Source organism: Maridesulfovibrio sp., assembly GCF_963676065.1.
Taxonomy (GTDB): domain Bacteria; phylum Desulfobacterota; class Desulfovibrionia; order Desulfovibrionales; family Desulfovibrionaceae; genus Maridesulfovibrio.
Map to the genome: position 1 here is coordinate 982,437 of NZ_OY780933.1, position 16,841 is coordinate 999,277.

The following is a 16,841-nucleotide window of genomic DNA, read 5'->3' on the forward strand; positions in this document are numbered from 1 at the left end:
TTTTGGATGGGAATGATGTATTAATAAAGGATTAGAGCTATAGTGGAGGTCGTTTAAATAGATGCTCAAAAAAGTTCAAGAACAATGGAATAGTCTGAATCGTATGGGAAAGGCCGGGGTTATCACTGCCGGGCTGCTTATCTTTTATACGCTGGTAGGTTTTTTTCTGGTTCCTTATACCATACGGAAAGTAGCACTTGCCAAACTGCCTCCGGTCTTGAACAGACCGGTCGATTTAGAGCGGGTGGAGTTTAATCCCTACACGCTGTTCTTGTCTGTTCACGGTTTTGAAGTAGGCAAGAAAGACGGTGAGGGTAAGCTTTTCGCTTTTAAGGAGTTTGACCTTAATTTCGATTCGTTTTCCCTTTTTCGGTTATCTCTGATCATGAATGAAATTAAGATAATCGATCCGCAAATCGATTTTTCTCTCTTCCGGGGGGGTACCAGTTTTTCCGATCTTATTCCGGCAGGGGATCAGGATTCCCAGAAAGATGATGCGGAAACGGAAAAAAGCATGTTTCCATTCATTGTCCGTAATTTGAGCATAACCAACGGCACCTGCCTTGTGTACGACAAGGTCCGTGATGTTCACCACGGCATTGTCGGGATAAATCTGTCGGTTCCTTTTACCTCTTCTCTGAGCCGGGATAATGATAAGCGGGTACAGCCCAGCCTTAACATGATCATCAACGGCACTCCTTTTGCCATGAAAGGGCATACCCTGCCTTTTAACCAGAGCTTGAAGACCGAGTTCGACTTTACAATTAAAAATGCACAACTGGCCGAATACTGGCCCTATCTGCCGATTTACGAAACAACCGAACTTAAGAGCGGAAGTCTGAGTACTGATCTTATCCTCTCTTTCGAGCGCAGTGGCACCTTGCTGCCAAGGGTGCTTATCAGCGGTAAAGTCAACATTTCTCAATTCGATCTTGCGGCTAGAAAAGGACCGTCTTTGCTTAAATTCAAGGATCTTGATCTTGGTTTGGAAGGCATCAGCATCCTCCAGCGCAAGCTCAATATCTCTTCAATCAGGTTAAGCGACCCTTACCTGAAAGTCGGCCTTAAAGAAGACGGAAGCCCCGATTTATTAGATTATCTGGATCCTGCAATTAAAGCCGGGGAGGAATCCAAAAAAACTGAGTCCGGAACGGAAGCGGAGAGTGGGCCGGAATTGGCGGCTTTAATTAAGGATTTCAGGATTGAAGGCGGTCAGGTGGATTTCATCGACAACGCATTCGGCAAGGGATTCACTAAAAAGATCGGGCCGATCATGGTCCATGCCGGCGATGTGAGCACAGCGCAAAACGCTGCAGGGACATGGGATTTTCGCATCGGATCAAATTCTACGGAAATCATCAGCGGCAAGGGTGGCATGAGCGTTGTCCCTCTTGTAGTTAACGGCTCAGTGGCTGTGGAAGATCTGGATATACCTGATTACCGTGCCTATCTTGAGGATCCGTTGCCGCTTGATGTGGCCGAGGGAAAAGTCGCGCTGGGCAGTGATTTTCAGTTCGGAGCGCGGAATGGGACCGTGCGGCTGGAAAATCTTCGGGTAAATGTCGACGGCTTGAAGCTGCAGCCCAAGGGCGGAGGAAAAACACTGATCGGGCTGGGCGGTTTTGCCGTGAGCAACGGCACTGTTGATCTGCAGGAAAAATCCGTGATCATTGATTCCATTGATCTCAATAAACTCCTGATCCGTCTCATGCGTGACAAAAAAGGCATTGATCTGCTTAAGGAACTTGAAAAGCATCAGCAGAAAGCCAAGTCAGCAGACATGGGCATCCCGGTCAAGCAGACAGCTGAATCTACCGATGCAGCTGAAATTGATGCCGCTGAAACGGATGCAAAGCAGTGGCAGGTCGCACTGAACAAATTCAGCCTCAGGAATTCCGATTTTGAATTTACTGACAAGGCGGCCACCAAAAAAACGGTAACCAATGTCAGTGATATTAAAATAGGGCTGAACGGGTTTACCTTTCCGGAAAAAAATCCTTTCAAGATTGATGTTTCCGCCTTGGTCAACAAGCGCGGGGCCGTCAAGATTAGCGGACAGGCCGGGCCGCAGTCCCTGAAAGGAAAGGGAAGCGTGCGGGTGCGAAAATTGCGACTGCGTGATTTTAATGGATATCTGCCCCCGCAGATGCAGATGAATATCGCACGTGGGCATGTAGATGTTAAAGGTAACTGGAATTTTTCAGCTGCAGGCGACCCGGTGGCCGGGTATAACGGTAAGGTGCAGCTAAAGGATCTGCTTATCAGAGATAATCAGGGTGATAAGCAGTTTTTCCATCTGAATGACCTTGCGGTTCGGGAAATTGATTTCCGTTCCCTGCCGCTCAAGGTCAAGGTCGGTTCCATCGCTCTTCTGGAGCCGACAGTAAATCTTGAGCGTGAGAAAGACGGCACTTTCAATCTTTCCCGTATGCTGACCGGAAAACGGGCTGAGCCGGTTGATGAAGAGGCCGTAGAAAAAAAAGCGGAGCAGGTGGCAGAGAAAGCCGAGGCTGCACAGGTGGATAGAACATCGACCGAAGACAGTGTTCCTGAACTGAAAACGCCCACTCCTGAAGAGGAAAAAGAAAATACTATCTTTGTGGATAAAATTTTTATGAGTAATGGGACGGTTACGTTCAAGGATTACGTAGTCTCTCCCGCTTTTGAGCTTGATATCACCAAGATGCGTTCTTCCGTGCATGGACTGGAGCTTCCGCACGGTAAACGTACTGAACTCTCTTTTAACGCCACCCTCGACAGTCAATCGCCATTAGTTGCCGAAGGGTATCTGCAGCCAACATCTGAAGGCGCGGACACAGATGTCACTGTTTCCCTCGCGAATCTGGATATGACCCAGCTCTCACCGTATACCGAAAAGTATATTGCCTACCCGGTCAGTACCGGGATGCTGAGTTCCGATGTGGGGGTGAAGCTGCGGGGCAAGTACGTAGCTGTTAACAATGTCTTCGATATCTACCAGTTTGAGGTGGGCGATAAGATCGACAACCCTGATGCTCCGAGTATTCCCATCGGTCTCGGTTTGGCCTTGCTCAGGGATAGCAGCGGTAACATCCGGCTCGATATTCCTGTAGAAGGTGATCTTTCCGATCCTCAGTTTAAGCTGGGCAAGGTTATCGGACGGGCTATCGTTAATCTGCTGGTTAAAGCAGTGACCTCACCTTTTGCCCTGATCGGTGCGCTGGTCGGCGGTGGAGAGGATATGGATGTGATGGCTTTTGATCCCGGCAAGTCTACCTTCATGGAAGGTGAGGATGCCAAGGTTGAATCTGTTGCCAAGGCAATGAAAGATCGTCCGGGACTGAAACTTGAGATCAGCGGGTTTAACGCTCCGGAAGATATCCCGGCCATGGAAGAGGCGCAGTTTCGCAGGCAGGTTGCCATGCCGAAGTTCCTGGAGCTTGAAGGTGATGAAAACGCTCCTGCATCAGTTGACGAAGTCGTAGTCACCAAGGAAGAATACCCCGAATATCTGGAAGATGCCTACAAAGAAGCATCCTTTGAAAGGCCTACTAACTTTTTGGGAATAGTTGTGGCCCAGCCTGTGCCGGTAATGGAAAAGGCTTTGCGGGATCATATTAAAATTAGTGATACACAGCTTGCCAATCTTGCCCGGAGCAGGGCTGAAAAAGTTAGAACAGCTTTAGTGGAACAGTACGGGATCGAGCCCGATCGGGTTTTCCTCAAGGGGATGTCCGCCACAGGTAAAGGAACCGGACCGCGCGTAGAGCTCGGCTTACAGTAAAAAATAATTTGGATGCGCTTCGCGCTTTTGGATAAGCGAATTTTGCCTCCGGTGGTACTCTCAGCGGGACCAGATAAACTTTTATTAGACTTCGCCGCTGGGGATTGATAATTCGCTATTTAAACTTTGTTTGGAGGAATATATGAACTGGTTAAAAAAAATAGCTTATTTGTTGTGTCTGGTTGCTCTTCTTGGTGCTTTTTCCGCTTGCAGTGACGAAGGCCCTGCAGAGAAGGCCGGAAAGAAGATTGATGAGGCTATGGATCAGGCTAAAGATAAAATGGATGATATGGGTGAAGATGCTAAAAGCGCATTTGACGACCTTAAGGAAAAAGCAAACGAGGCTATGGATAAGTAGCATCTGCTGACCGCATTCATAGTTTGACGATAAAAACCGCCGGACCGTTTTGGACCGGCGGTTTTCTTTTTGCTCCGGGTATGAAAATTGACATGCTTAGCGTTAGGTGATTGATTGTCTTTTTCGAATAACAGTACAATCTGGAGGAAATATAATGGCTGAATATACATACGAAAGTCTGGAAGCGTTGCTTAAAGAAAAGCTCGGCGATGCCATGCCGGAGCGGGCCTTGGAAGATATTCACGAGGCCCTGAAGATCACCGAGAAGATGGAAGAAGAGGGCTGGAAATTCCAGCTTGAAGACCTAAGCCGGGGCAGCATGACCGAAACAGACTGGCGTGCGACCCTCAAGAAAGACGGCAAGGAATTTTCCGGCCAGAGTGACCATGCCGCCTTGGCTGTTTGTGTTGCTGTGGCGGATGCGGTTGTGGGGTAGAAAGCCAAAGTTCATATTTTGGGAACTTTTGTTATTGACAAATTTTGGGAACTGTTTATTTTGTGTTTAGGAGAAGTCAGGGAACCTATGCGAATAATTAGTCGGGCTACTTTACGTGATTATGGAAAGAAGCATTCTGATGCAAAGGAGTCACTTGACTGCTGGTTTCATGAGGTCAACATTGCATCTTGGGATAGTTGGACAGATATTAAGTCAAGGTATCCAGATGTTTCCCCACTCGGAAACGATCGCTATGTTTTTAACATAAAAGGTAACAAGTATAGGATAATAACGGCTGTTCATTTCGAAAGTAAAATTGTTTTTATCCGTTTTGTAGGTACTCATGCCGAGTATGACAAAGTGGATGCAGAGAAGGTGTAAATATGATGAAGTTAATTAAGACAGAACAAGATCACAGGGAGGCCCTTGAGCAGATAGAAAGGCTCATGACAGCTGGCGATTCCCCTGATGTTTTGGATCAGCTTGAGCTTCTGGCGCACCTCGTTGAAAAGTATGAAGAAGAGCAGTTTCCAATTGATTTTCCAACTCCTGTTGAAGCCATCAAGTTTCGGATGGAACAGCAGGGCTTGAATCAGAGTGATTTAGTTAAATATATTGGAAGTAAAAGTAAGGTGTCCGAGGTCTTGAATAACAAAAGACCCCTAACGCTTGAAATGATGCGAAAGTTGAATAGGGGGTTGGGAATTTCACCTGAGGTTTTACTTCAGGAGCCAAAGGCTGAATTTCCAGATAGTTATTCTAGTTTAGAATGGAATCTTTTTCCTCTTAAAGAATTAGCAAAGAAAAGTATTATTGAAAGTAAAAATTGCACTGATAAGGCCGAGGAGTGTATTCGCGGTTTGCTGCAAGATGCTGGTTTACCTCCTCTGCTTAATTCTTGTCACCGGCAAAGTTCTTGGAACGGTAAGCCTGCTGATTGGTATGCAACTTTTGCATGGGAGTTGATTGTAAGGGCGAAAGCTAGAAAAATTGATCTGCCAGTTAAATATGTTTCTGGAGCATTTAATGAAGAGCATATGGCAAGACTTGCTCACCTAAGTATCTATGACAATGGTCCTCTCCTAGCTCAGGAATACCTTGCTAAGCATGGCATTGTATTAGTTATTGAAAGTGCTTTGAAAGGAACTTATTTGGATGGAATAGCGATGTTTCTAGATAAGGGAACACCTGTTGTCGGCCTTACTTTAAGACTTGATAGAATTGATTATTTTTGGTTCACGCTAATGCATGAACTTGCGCATATAGTAAAACATTTAGATAGCCATAACTCTTGTATTGTTGACTTTAGAGATAGTTGCTCAGCTCCTTCCGCTGATATTGAAACTGAAGCTAACCAAATTGCACGCAGTGTTTTGATTCCTGAAAATATGTGGTTGGGAAGTGAGGCAAAGCGTTATGGCAGTAAGGCTGGAGCGATTGCTCTTGCTCGTAAACTTGAAATTCATGAGGCTATTGTAGCTGGGAGAATCCGCAAGGAAAGAAATAATTATCGCATTCTTCATCAGCTTGTAGGCAACAAAAAAGTTCGCAAGTTGTTTTTGGAATAAAAAAATCTCCTCTATGCGCCAACATAGAGGAGATTTCCCGAAATTCAAACCGTTAAGGCCGGATCGGGTTACCCTTGTACGGGTAGAGTAAATTAATCTACTTACTATCTATCCACTGAATCTTTCAGAGTCAAGGGCTGTGCCTTTAGAGGAGATCCTTCCATGAAGAATCAAAACTCTAACGGAAAGGTTCTGATCTTCCGCTGGACACGTAGATGTCCGAAAACCGGTAAGATTATTCGTGCAAAAAAGCGTCCTTTTCCTATCTGGGTAGATGCTGAGCATTAATTTGAATTGCCCCGCTTTGCGGGGCTTCTTTTTTACATTTCATCAAAAAAAGTCCCCCCGGAACAACCGCTCCGGGGGGATTTTGAATTTTTATGTTTCGAATCAGTTATTAGAACTGCTTCTTCATCAGCTCGGCGAGGTTGGCGGCGGTGAAGCCGTATTTCTCTGCCAGCTGAGCGGCGGGTGCGGATGCGCCGAAGTGGTCGATGCCGAGTACTGCGCCGTCGATGCCGACATATTTGTACCAGCCTTCGGGGCGGCCTGCTTCTGCTGCGATGCGGGTGCGGACGTTAGGATCAAGTACGGAATCTTTGTATGCCTGATCCTGCTCTTCGAAGAGTTCTACGGAAGGCATGGAGACCACGCGGATCTTTTTGCCTTCAATCATGGAAGCGGCTTCAATGGCCATGGATACTTCGGAACCGGCGGCAATGGCGATCATGTCCGGGGTGCCTTCGCAATCTTTTACAATGTAACCGCCGCGTTTAACGCCTTCTTCTACCTGCGGGTACTCATCTTTGCCGAGTACAGGCAGTCCCTGACGGGTGAGCATGAGGGAGGAAGGACGTTTGTCCTGTGCCATGGCGATTTCGAGGCAGGCTGCGGTTTCGCGTGCATCTGCGGGGCGAAGCACCAGCATGTTCGGGATGAGGCGCAGAGACGCTACATGCTCGATGGGCTGGTGTGTCGGGCCGTCTTCACCTACGTAGAAAGAATCGTGGGTGTAGATGTAAATAACAGGCAGGTGCTGCAGCGCGGACATGCGCATACCGTTTCTGCAGTAGTCGGAGAAAGTCAGGAAGGTCGCGCCGAAGGGAATCACGCCGCCGTGCAGCGCCATACCGTTAAGGATAACGGACATGGGGAACTCACGAACACCGAAAGCGAGGTTGCGTGCGGTTTTGCCATCGATAGCGAAGTCACCAACCTTTTTGCGGAAGTTCGCAGTCTGGTTGGAGGGATCGAGGTCCGCGGAACCACCTACCAGAGTAGGCAGTGCGTCGGTGATGGCATCGAGACATGCTCCCCATGCTTTACGGGTAGCAATGGACTGACCTGCTTCAAATTCGGGCAGTTCCAGCTTGATATCTTTGCGGTCTTTGTTGGCATCAGCCCAGAAAGCGGCGATTTTTTCGTCTGCGGCAAGTGCTGCGTCGGATTTTTCTTTCCACTTAGCGGCCAGAGCCTTGAGATCGGGGAAACGAGCCTGAAAATGTTCCACAACATCTTCGGGTACGTAGAAAGTTTCTTTTTCGGGAAGACCGAAGCATTTTTTGGTGGCTTCGATTTCTTCATTGGAGAGCGGAGAACCGTGGGTGGAGTGGCTGCCTTCGCAGGTAGCGGCGCCTTTAGCCATTACGGTTTTACCGATGATGATGGTCGGCTTGGATGTTTCAGCCTGACCAGCTTTTACAGCTTCGCGGATGGCATCGTGATCGTGTCCGTCGATTTCCACAACGTGCCAGCACATGGCTTCAAAAACTTTTTTGAAATCGGTGCAGTCGCATTTACTGGTAGGTCCGGCGAGCTGGATATCGTTGGAATCGTAGAAAACGATGAGTTTGCCGAGTCCCCAGAGTCCGGCCAGTGTGGCTGCTCCAAGAGCTACAGGCTCCTGAAAGTCACCGTCGGAGGAGAGTACGTAGGTATGGTGATCAACAACATCGTCATTGGTATTGGCGTTGAGGAAAGCTTCAGCGGTAGCCATACCGACACCGACACAGAAGCCCTGACCCAGAGGACCGGAAGTGGCTTCCACGCCGGGGGTCATGTCATGCTCGGGGTGACCGGGAGTGATGGAATCCAACTGGCGGAATTGTTTGAGATCTTCGATGGTCAGGAACCCGCAGAGGTGCAGGATTGAGTAGAGCAGCGGCGATTCGTGACCGGCAGCCATAACAAAACGGTCGCGGTCAGCCCATTCGGGATTGCTGGGATCGAACTTAAGGAAGTCCTTATAAAGGACGTAAGCAAAGTCCGAGGAAGACATGGAACCGCCGGGATGGCCGGAATTAGCCTTGCGGATGGAGTCCATGATCAAGCCTTTGACAACGTTGACCGCTTTCTGGTCCAACTGGTTGTTACTCATTTTGAGTTCCCCTATTAATGGATGATATTTTGTGCGGCATTCAAGTCCGGCGGATAACCGCCCCACTTCCCTGGAGAATACCGGCTGATGTATAAATTAAAGAATCCCGCCTGCAATAATGCTGACGGGATTTTAGCTATTTATCGAAAAGATTGATTCTGCGCAGGTGCCGGTCACCTTCAAACTCGGAAGTCATGAAGGTGCGGATTATTTCTTCCGCCAGTCCGGGCCCGATAACCCGTTCACCGAGGCAGAGGATGTTTGCGTTGTTGTGTGCACGGGCCATCTTGGCCATGTATTCATTGGTACACATGGCGGCACGGATGCCCTTGATTTTGTTTGCGGCCATGGACATTCCCAATCCGGTTCCGCAGATCAGGATGCCGGGAATATCTTCCCCGGTGACCGTCGCGGCCACTTTTTCGGCGTAAACAGGATAGTCGCAGCTGACAGCTTCTTCAGGTCCGGCATCAATGACATCATAGCCCATGTCACTGAGCAATTTGATGGCGAATGATTTGAGGGCAAACCCACCGTGGTCCGAACCGATTACAACTTTACCGGCCATATCCAGATCTCCCGCGCAGGGCGTTTAACTCTTCGCAGGCACAACAAAAAAAGAGTTCTGTCGAGAAGCATTCCCGCAGAACTACGTTTTTCAGGCTGTGCTCACTGTGTTTGTAACACCCTGTACTTTTGTTTTTTTGGAATCAACCGTGGATTCAAAGTGGTGGTGGGGGGAGGATTCGAACCTCCGAAGGCGTTGCCGACAGATTTACAGTCTGTTCCCTTTGGCCACTCGGGAACCCCACCACTCTATATGAAACCGTTTACCGGTTAGATATCCATTTTACGTTCATTATCGCGATATTTTACATCGCGTTTGGCAGCCTGCTCTTTACGGAGCCTGCTTATTTCATCTTTGAAAAAATCAATCTGCTTTCTGCAAAGTCCGGTGTCGCCTTCAGCGTCACCGCAAGTGAGCTTTCCAAGCAGTGCGTATTCTTTTTCGAGACGTTTTTCAAGCTGTGAGACTTCGAAATTTCCAAGTACTCTTGAAACGATTCCTTTCATCTCCGCCAGCCAGACATCGAGACCTAGTTTAAAGTTTTCAAGAAGTCCACTACTTTTTTTATTAGATTCAAAATCCTGCCCGTTCATACTTCCCTCCATATGAAAAGCTAAAATATTTTATTCAATTTTTACGTACCCGTTGTGTTCGAGAGATATTTTCTCGGAATTTTCGGGTAGTTTGAGCTCAAGGGTTTCCGCCTGCCATGGTTTTGCCGTGTAGGTTCGGGATTTTATCCGCAACAGAGCTTTGTCACCCTGATCGGTGTATACTGCGAGTTTTTGCGGCAGCATTTTTCCAGAACTGTTTTCTTCATATGAAGACAGTTCCATGCGCCATGAAATTTCGCCCCGTCCCGATATTTCCACCGGAATTCCCTGACCGGTCAATAAGATCGAACTGATCGGACCGTTGTCAAAGGTAAAACGTATTACATCGTTTTCAGGAACAGCGGTATCGTATGATTTTGGTATCAGGTTTGGATAACAGCCGGAGATAAGTCCTGCAAGGTCTTTCAGGGCGAAAGGAAACGGCAGGCCCAATAGCTGCACAGCCCGGATCGGGGAAGAATGCGTATATGCTGTTTTCTGGTCCGGATAGAACGCGGTTAGCCCGGACTTGTCTTCGCGGATATGGGCGATGTAGGCCCCTATTCCGGCGCGGACGTCAAGCCGCAAAGGAGTCTCCAGACTGCCCCAGAGGGTTATGGTTGTGCGGTGTCCGCTGTTTTTTGAAGTATAGTAGAGGCTGGCTTTGGCCGTTATCCCCGTTGCATTGCAGTTGCCGTATATGCTGCGGAAAGCCGAGTATGTGTCTTCCGGTTTGAAATTCACATTTTTACGGATTCCACAGCCGCTGACTGCCATTAGCAGCGCCAGCAGCAATGTCATGCAACGGAAATGGCGAATCATAATTCTTTCAGCTTCCCGTTAATTTTTTCAGAATTTTCAGAACCCAGTTTGATGGCTTTACGGTATCCTTTGGCTGCTGATTTCTTTTTACCCAGTGCGGCGGCAATATCTCCGTAATGTTCCCATAACTCGGGCTGCTTGCCCCGGAGCGATACGGCCCGTTTAATGATTTTCCAGGCTTCCTCAAAATTACCGAGCCGATAATTGACCCATGCCAGTGAGTCGAGGATGTATCCGTTATCAGGTTCCAGTCTGTTTGCCCTGCTGATGAGGACCATGGCCCGGTCGAGCTGTTCGTTACGGTCTGCAAGGATGTAACCCACGAAGTTTAAGGCATCTGCATGGTCAGGGTAGCTGGAGATGATCTGCTCCATATACTTAAGAGTCTGGTTCAGATTGCCTTCCTGTTCTTCCATTACTCCGAGCTGGAAAAGCAGTTGTGGATGATTGGGAACATTTTTATTTCCGCGTAGCAGAGCGTTTTTCGCGGTTTTAGTGTCTCCGGCTTCGGAGTGCAGGCCGGATTCAAGCAGATAAAAGTTTACGTCTTCGGGAAACTTTTGTTCGCCTGTGAGGATGACTTCAAGGGCTTCTTTGTTGCGCTTGAGATCCATGAGTAAATGCGCCCGGAACTGAAGGCTCCGGTCATAATGTTCGCTTTGCGGCGAAATCTTATTAAGGTAATCGAGAGCCTTCGCCGGATCATCTTCCCCTTCATAGGCAATGGAAGCCTTGAAGAAATAGTATGAATCGGGAACGGTTTTCTGCTGCGCGAAAAGGTCCAGCAGAATTGAAGCCTGTCCGTAAAATTTGCCGCTGATGAATTGTTGTGCCGCTTCGAGCAGGAATGCTTTTGACCGAGGCCCTTCAATCGCCAGCTTCAAGGCCCTTTCAGGTGCGTTAAGCTTGAGGCACAGCTCCATTAGCCGAAGCCGGATGTGGTTTGATACATCCGGGAATTCAAGCATTTTTGTATAAATTTTCTCAGCAGAATCGTAATCTTTTCCCAATTCATACAGATAGGCCATTTCTCCCCATGCCTCGAGAAAATCCGGCTTTTCTTCCACGGCCTTTTGCAGGCTGCGGATGGCCTGCCGGGTGAGGCCGAGGCCAGCGCTGGCTTTCGCATGCAGGTAGTGTATCTGGGCAGTACGTTTTTTTTGAGGGATGACTTTGAGGATATCCAGAGCCTGTGCGAATTTTTTCTGTTCAAGATAAATGCGGGCCAAATGTCCGGTCGCCACAAGGTCGTCCGGGTTTTTAATAAGGAATTCCTTAAGCACTCCCTCGGCATCGGCCATGCGATTATCCACCAGATAGGTATTGGCCAGACTTATGTTCAGGTCCGTGCTGTCAGGGTATTTGGCGAGGGCTTCCTTGAGTGTGGCACGGGCTTCATCAATCTGTTGGGATGTCCAGTATAAGGCAAATTTGTCGAGATAAAGTTGTTCCTGCGGCTCTGCTGCAATGATCCTGTTTAGAACGGTCAGTGCCTCTTTTTGCAATTTCGCGACTTCATTGATTTTCTGTGGAGTTTTCATGCCGCTCATGGCCTGTCCAAGCCTTGTGCGGTAATCCATATATACCAGATAATCATAAGTCAGCTGTGCTTCCGTGCTGAGCGGTAGTTGAAACCCGGGCTGTACAGCTTTTTTACCTGCACAGCCCTGCAGCATAAGCAGCGCAAGCAGGCCGGTTACAACGATGACTTTGAGCGGGTAGCGTGATGAGCCGGTGAGTTGTTTCATACAAGCCTTTCAGGTTCTTCCTGTGGGAGATATTTGGGGTCCTTGGAGAATTCTACTAGCTTTTCGTAGATAGCGGAACCGATATGGATGCCCTGAGCGATCATTTCCGGGCCGTACTCTTTGCCGGTTTCGGTTCTGAAGGTTGATTCGATGGACTTGATTATTTCAAGGCCCTTAGGGAATTTGTCTATGATTTCTTCCACTGTCCAATCTTCGTAATCGCAGATTTCCCAGAGAGTGGTGGAGAAATTGTCCGGCCCCCAGCGGAATTTGTCAGCATCGTAAAGAGCTCCGCTTAGTAGAGTCAGTTCCGGATCGTTCTCGATAGGTTGCTCCGGTTTGAAGGCTTCATGCCGGGCAATAGCTTCAGAAATCAGATCTTTACTGCGTTCAGAAAGCGGGTAGTTGCTCAGAATTACTCTGGAAGTTTCGGACCCGCGCAGGGCGTGGTTTTCATCCAGACGGCAGCAATCGTGCAGCAGACCGCAGAACTGAGCAAGCAGGACCAGTTCGCGGACCCTGTCCCCGTCCATGCCGTCACCTTCCTTGAGAATGATTGCTCCGGCTTCAATCGCTACCTTTTTGGAATGGTAGATGCCGTGGGCATATTCATCATAAAGGAAGGGCAGGACATCTTCCTGCAGTCTGATGATCAACGGATGGTCGAAAAACATATCCCTTGCAAATTCAATCTGTGATTCCAGGTCGCGGTAAAAAACCGGAACCGGAAGGGCAGAGGCCATTGCTTTTGCTTCTTTTTTTAGGTCGGTAAGCAGCTTATTCATTTTCAGGTATCCAGTCCTGTGAAAAGTCTTTAACTGATTCCGCCAGATGTTCCCTCAATTTTTTAAGCAGTCTTGCTTCAATCTGGCGAACTCTTTCCCTAGTCACCCCGAATTCTTCACCGATTTCGCGAAGTGTTCGCGGGGAATCGGACAAAAGACGGTCATTCAGGATAACTTGTTCCTTTTCATTGAAATTTGGAACAATTGTCCTTAGCTGGTCAAGCAGTAATGTGGAAATCTCCTTGTTGGCAAGGGTTTCCTCCACCCCGGGACCGAGATCAGGCAGAAAATCCATGCGGGTGGCTTCAGAATCTTCACCGAACTTGAGGTTCAGGGAAAGATCGTTTTTGGCCAGCCTCTGGTCCATTTCAGTAATTTCCTCTTCACTGACGTTTAGATTCTTCGACAGTTCTGAGGTTGTTGGGTCAAACCCAAGAGCCTGTAATCTTTGGCGTTCTTTGTTAAGGTTATAAAAAAGTTTGCGTTGGGTCTGGGTGGTGCCGATTTTAACCATCCGCCAGTTATCCATGATGTATTTCAGGATATAGGCTTTGATCCAGAAGGCGGCATAGTAGGAAAATTTGATACCTTTGTCGGGATCAAATTTATTTACGGCCTTCATAAGCCCCACATTTCCTTCCTGTATAAGGTCGAGCACATTCTGCATCCAGCGGCGCTGGAAATCCATGGCGATTTTGACCACAAGCCTGAGATGCGAAGACACCAGCCTGAAAGCGGCCTGCTGGTCCCCGTTTTCCTGTACCTGCTTGGCAAGCTGGAATTCCTCATCCGGTTCAAGCAGGGGAAAGCGGCTGATTTCCTGCAGATAAAGATGAAGGGGGTCCTTGGTTGCGATTTCTCCTTTTGCTCTTGGCGTGGGCAGAAAATCGTCCTTGGGCGGCAGCTTTACCTCTTCATTTTCAACAGGTTCAAGCTCTAATGTTTTTTCTTTTGTTGACATTGCCCGGTTTGTGTTTCCCTGTTCGACTGAATTTATTTGAATATTTTATTGTAAACAAGAAGTCTAATCTGTAACTTGCAAGGGTATAGTTTTTATTTGTCCTTTTCAATCTTTTTAAGTAGAAGCGTTTTCTACGCATTAGACTGCTGACAAAGCCCAGCCTGAGGCGTTGCTGCAAAACCACTGAAGTTTATCTGTGTCTTTATACATTTAATGACGGTGTTCTCCTGCCCCTTACACTCTGCATTTTCCTGACAGTCTGAAAATATTGATTGTAAGTGATTTTGTAATGCCTCCCTTCAGGACAATCATTCAGCAAAAAGTTAATATGGAGATCAGCCTTTTGGCTGGGATTTGAATCAATAAAAAACGTGGAGCTTCAAACATGCCTGATTTTCGCAAAGCCCTCAGTGACGGGAAAATATATTTTTTCGATGGTGGATACGGAACTTTTTTGCAGAGCAGAGGGCTGCCCGCAGGCATGTCCCCGGAACTTTTCGGTTTGCAAAGTCCGGATGTAATCAAATCCGTTCATAAGGATTATGTTGATGCCGGCGCGAATGTGCTGACCACAAACACCTTCGGCGGCAGTCGGCCCAAACTGGGCGCGGATGTCGATGTCGTCGCTCTGAACCGGGAAATGGCTCTTATCGCCCGTTCCGTTGCCGGAGATAATGTTTTCGTGGGCGGCAGCGTCGGCCCTACCGGTCACTTTGTCCAGCCTTTGGGCGAGATGACATTCAAGGAAATGGTTGAGATCTATAAAGAACAGATTCGCGGCCTTGTTGAAGGCGGTGTTGATCTGATTCTCGGGGAAACACATTTTGATCTGGCGGAAGCGCGCGCAGTGGTTGTCGCCGCCCGTGAAGTCTGCGACCTGCCCGTAGCCCTTTCCATGACTTTTGAATCCCCTACCGCCTGCCTGACCGGAACCAGCCCCGCAACTTTTATTGATACCATGCAGAATATGGGCGTTGAACTGATGGGAACCAACTGTTCAGCCGGGCCGGAGCAGATTCTGGAAGTGCTGAATAATATGCAGCCCCGTCTTTCTTCACCGCTTCTGGTGGAGGCTAACGCCGGTCTGCCTGAGCTGGACGAGAACCGCAATACTGTGTTCCGTCTCCAGCCCGAACTTTTTGCTGAGCAGTCTGCAAAATTTGTAGACGTCGGTGCCAAATTTATAGGCGGTTGCTGCGGAACCGGGCCGGATCATATCCGTGCTTTGCGCAGCGCTGTGGGCGAAGCTTCCTGGAAGCGCCCTCAGCCACAGGAAGATTGCCAGATGGTGCTGACTTCCCGCGGCCAGAGCGTAAAGATAGGTTTTGAGCAGCGCGGTGTGATCATCGGTGAGCGCATCAACCCCACTGGAAAGAAAGTACTTATCGAGGAACTTCAGAAAGGACAGTTTACCGAGGCGATGAAATTTGCTGAAGAACAGCTGGCTGTGGGCGCGCCCGTGCTTGATGTTAACGTGGGTGCTCCTATGGTTAATGAGGTTGAAATTCTTCCTGCTCTGGTAAAAGAAATTTTCTCCCAGCATTCCGCTCCGCTTTCCATTGACTCCACCAACGCTGATGCGGTTGAAGCGGCTCTCTGGGAATACCCCGGATCTCCGCTGGTCAACTCAATCAGCGGTGAACCCGGACGCATGGAACGCCTTGGTCCTTTGTGTAAAAAATTCGGTGCTCCGTTCATCCTGCTGCCCATCGTCGGCAGCAAGCTGCCCATTACCTGTGCGGAAAAGGTCGAAGTGGTTTCCGAGTTGCTCAAACAGGCTGATGACCTCGGTATCCCGCGCAGGCTGATCATGGTCGATGCCTTGGCCTTGACCGTTTCCTCCAAGCCCATGGCTGCACGTCACTGCCTTGATTTCATCAAGCATTGCCGTGAGGAATGGAATCTGCCCACCGTACTTGGCCTTTCCAATATCTCTTTCGGTCTTCCGGCAAGAGAATTACTCAACTCAAGTTTCCTGACCCTTTGTCAGGGACAGGGCATGTGCGCGTTTATTTCCAACCCGAACTCCGTCAGGCTGCGTGAAGCCCTCTACGCCAACGAGGTCATGCTTTGTCGCGACCCTCAGGCTGAGCAGTATATCGAGCGATATGCCGACTGGACTCCTTCCGGTGAGGGCGGACAATCCGGTGCAGGTGGCGGTAGTAAAAAGGAAAAATCCGATGCGGAAAATCTTTTTGATGCCGTTGTAAAAGGTGACCGGGGATCAATTGTAGCGTTAGTGGAACGTGATCTTGAAGGCGGTCGTGATCCTTTTGAGCTGGTCAATGAAGAACTTATTCCGGCTATTATGGATGTGGGCGAAAAATATGAGCGCAAAGAATATTTTCTGCCTCAGCTGCTGCAATCAGCCGAAACCTTGCAGAAAGCTTTTGAAAAGCTCAAGCCTCTGCTCGATGCTTCCGGTGAAAGTCAGGAAAAAGCGACTATCGTAATGGCGACAGTTGAAGGCGATATCCACGACATCGGCAAGAATATCGTCTGCCTGATGCTCAAGAACCACGGTTACAACGTGATTGACCTCGGTAAAGACGTTCCTGCGGAGACCGTTGTCAATGCCGCTGAAAAGCATGGAGCCAAAATAATAGGTCTTTCCGCGCTTATGACCACCACCATGGTTAAAATGGAAGAGACCATCAACCTCATCAGGGAACGCAACCTTGATATCAAAGTAATGATCGGCGGCGCTGTTATCACCGGAGGATTCTGTGAATCAATTGGAGCGGACGGCTGGTCTACAGATGCCGTAGCAGCTGTAAAAGTTGCCAAGGATCTGTTGCAATAAGCATGCATGCTTGTTTTTGAATTCTTCTATGGAATCTGCTAGTGCAGTATTTATAGTAT

At 48.5% G+C, this 16,841-nt stretch carries 14 protein-coding genes and 1 tRNA gene; 7 read left to right on the plus strand and 8 right to left on the minus strand.

Going from position 1 to position 16,841, the window contains the following annotated elements:
* Positions 1-61: 61 nt before the first annotated feature.
* From ACKU35_RS04390 to ACKU35_RS04415, 6 genes are all read left to right on the plus strand, one after another.
* The gene (locus ACKU35_RS04390) at positions 62-3,763 is read left to right on the plus strand and encodes a DUF748 domain-containing protein (protein ID WP_319763518.1); all 3,702 of its coding nucleotides are present in this window, start codon (positions 62-64) and stop codon (positions 3,761-3,763) included.
* A 142-nt stretch (positions 3,764-3,905) separates the two neighbouring features.
* Positions 3,906-4,121, plus strand: coding sequence for a YtxH domain-containing protein (locus ACKU35_RS04395; protein WP_319763520.1), 216 nt, complete (start codon positions 3,906-3,908; stop codon positions 4,119-4,121).
* A gap of 154 nt (positions 4,122-4,275) precedes the next feature.
* Positions 4,276-4,557, plus strand: a complete 282-nt coding sequence (locus ACKU35_RS04400) for a BC1872 family protein (protein ID WP_319763522.1) — start codon at positions 4,276-4,278, stop codon at positions 4,555-4,557.
* A gap of 87 nt (positions 4,558-4,644) precedes the next feature.
* A complete protein-coding gene (locus ACKU35_RS04405; RefSeq protein WP_407944196.1) occupies positions 4,645-4,938 on the plus strand; it encodes a type II toxin-antitoxin system HigB family toxin in 294 nt (97 codons plus the stop codon).
* Positions 4,939-4,940: 2 nt separating this feature from the next.
* Complete coding sequence (locus ACKU35_RS04410) at positions 4,941-6,125, plus strand: helix-turn-helix domain-containing protein (RefSeq protein WP_319763524.1); 1,185 nt, start codon at positions 4,941-4,943, stop codon at positions 6,123-6,125.
* 162 nt (positions 6,126-6,287) lie between these two features.
* Complete coding sequence (locus ACKU35_RS04415; protein ID WP_319763526.1) at positions 6,288-6,413, plus strand: hypothetical protein; 126 nt, start codon at positions 6,288-6,290, stop codon at positions 6,411-6,413.
* A 109-nt stretch (positions 6,414-6,522) separates the two neighbouring features.
* On the opposite strand, the gene tkt is transcribed toward ACKU35_RS04415, so the two are convergent.
* The 8 genes from tkt to ACKU35_RS04455 all read right to left on the minus strand — a co-directional run bounded on the left by tkt (position 6,523) and on the right by ACKU35_RS04455 (position 13,979).
* Entirely contained in the window at positions 6,523-8,502 is a 1,980-nt protein-coding gene (tkt, locus tag ACKU35_RS04420) for a transketolase (RefSeq protein WP_319763528.1), read from the minus strand.
* A gap of 136 nt (positions 8,503-8,638) precedes the next feature.
* Entirely contained in the window at positions 8,639-9,070 is a 432-nt protein-coding gene (rpiB, locus tag ACKU35_RS04425; RefSeq protein WP_319763530.1) for a ribose 5-phosphate isomerase B, read from the minus strand.
* 160 nt (positions 9,071-9,230) lie between these two features.
* Positions 9,231-9,315, minus strand: a tRNA-Tyr gene (locus tag ACKU35_RS04430).
* Between the two features lie 24 nt (positions 9,316-9,339).
* Positions 9,340-9,663: a hypothetical protein gene (locus ACKU35_RS04435; RefSeq protein ID WP_319763532.1), complete on the minus strand. Its 324-nt coding sequence runs from the start codon at positions 9,661-9,663 to the stop codon at positions 9,340-9,342.
* Between the two features lie 30 nt (positions 9,664-9,693).
* On the minus strand, positions 9,694-10,485 hold the full coding sequence (locus ACKU35_RS04440; RefSeq protein WP_319763533.1) for a hypothetical protein: 792 nt from the start codon (positions 10,483-10,485) through the stop codon (positions 9,694-9,696).
* Positions 10,482-12,233, minus strand: a complete 1,752-nt coding sequence (locus ACKU35_RS04445; protein WP_319763536.1) for a tetratricopeptide repeat protein — start codon at positions 12,231-12,233, stop codon at positions 10,482-10,484. Before ACKU35_RS04445 ends, ACKU35_RS04440 begins: the two co-directional genes overlap by 4 nt.
* Positions 12,230-13,018, minus strand: a complete 789-nt coding sequence (locus ACKU35_RS04450; RefSeq protein ID WP_319763537.1) for an HD domain-containing protein — start codon at positions 13,016-13,018, stop codon at positions 12,230-12,232. Before ACKU35_RS04450 ends, ACKU35_RS04445 begins: the two co-directional genes overlap by 4 nt.
* Positions 13,011-13,979, minus strand: a complete 969-nt coding sequence (locus ACKU35_RS04455) for an RNA polymerase factor sigma-32 (RefSeq protein WP_319763539.1) — start codon at positions 13,977-13,979, stop codon at positions 13,011-13,013. The genes ACKU35_RS04450 and ACKU35_RS04455 overlap by 8 nt, the downstream gene beginning before the upstream one ends.
* A gap of 385 nt (positions 13,980-14,364) precedes the next feature.
* Between ACKU35_RS04455 and ACKU35_RS04460 the strand changes: the two genes are divergently transcribed.
* A complete protein-coding gene (locus ACKU35_RS04460) occupies positions 14,365-16,782 on the plus strand; it encodes a homocysteine S-methyltransferase family protein (protein WP_319763541.1) in 2,418 nt (805 codons plus the stop codon).
* Positions 16,783-16,841: the final 59 nt, after the last annotated feature.

What these genes read in the sequence shown, in the direction of transcription:
- ACKU35_RS04390 (WP_319763518.1), top strand. Translation starts at nt 62, where the DNA reads ATGCTCAAAAAAGTTCAAGAACAATGGAATAGTCTGAATCGTATGGGA.
- ACKU35_RS04395 (WP_319763520.1), top strand. Translation starts at nt 3,906, where the DNA reads ATGAACTGGTTAAAAAAAATAGCTTATTTGTTGTGTCTGGTTGCTCTT.
- ACKU35_RS04400 (WP_319763522.1), top strand. Translation starts at nt 4,276, where the DNA reads ATGGCTGAATATACATACGAAAGTCTGGAAGCGTTGCTTAAAGAAAAG.
- ACKU35_RS04405 (WP_407944196.1), top strand. Translation starts at nt 4,645, where the DNA reads ATGCGAATAATTAGTCGGGCTACTTTACGTGATTATGGAAAGAAGCAT.
- ACKU35_RS04410 (WP_319763524.1), top strand. Translation starts at nt 4,941, where the DNA reads ATGATGAAGTTAATTAAGACAGAACAAGATCACAGGGAGGCCCTTGAG.
- ACKU35_RS04415 (WP_319763526.1), top strand. Translation starts at nt 6,288, where the DNA reads ATGAAGAATCAAAACTCTAACGGAAAGGTTCTGATCTTCCGCTGGACA.
- tkt (WP_319763528.1), bottom strand. Translation starts at nt 8,502, where the DNA reads ATGAGTAACAACCAGTTGGACCAGAAAGCGGTCAACGTTGTCAAAGGC.
- rpiB (WP_319763530.1), bottom strand. Translation starts at nt 9,070, where the DNA reads ATGGCCGGTAAAGTTGTAATCGGTTCGGACCACGGTGGGTTTGCCCTC.
- ACKU35_RS04435 (WP_319763532.1), bottom strand. Translation starts at nt 9,663, where the DNA reads ATGAACGGGCAGGATTTTGAATCTAATAAAAAAAGTAGTGGACTTCTT.
- ACKU35_RS04440 (WP_319763533.1), bottom strand. Translation starts at nt 10,485, where the DNA reads ATGATTCGCCATTTCCGTTGCATGACATTGCTGCTGGCGCTGCTAATG.
- ACKU35_RS04445 (WP_319763536.1), bottom strand. Translation starts at nt 12,233, where the DNA reads ATGAAACAACTCACCGGCTCATCACGCTACCCGCTCAAAGTCATCGTT.
- ACKU35_RS04450 (WP_319763537.1), bottom strand. Translation starts at nt 13,018, where the DNA reads ATGAATAAGCTGCTTACCGACCTAAAAAAAGAAGCAAAAGCAATGGCC.
- ACKU35_RS04455 (WP_319763539.1), bottom strand. Translation starts at nt 13,979, where the DNA reads ATGTCAACAAAAGAAAAAACATTAGAGCTTGAACCTGTTGAAAATGAA.
- ACKU35_RS04460 (WP_319763541.1), top strand. Translation starts at nt 14,365, where the DNA reads ATGCCTGATTTTCGCAAAGCCCTCAGTGACGGGAAAATATATTTTTTC.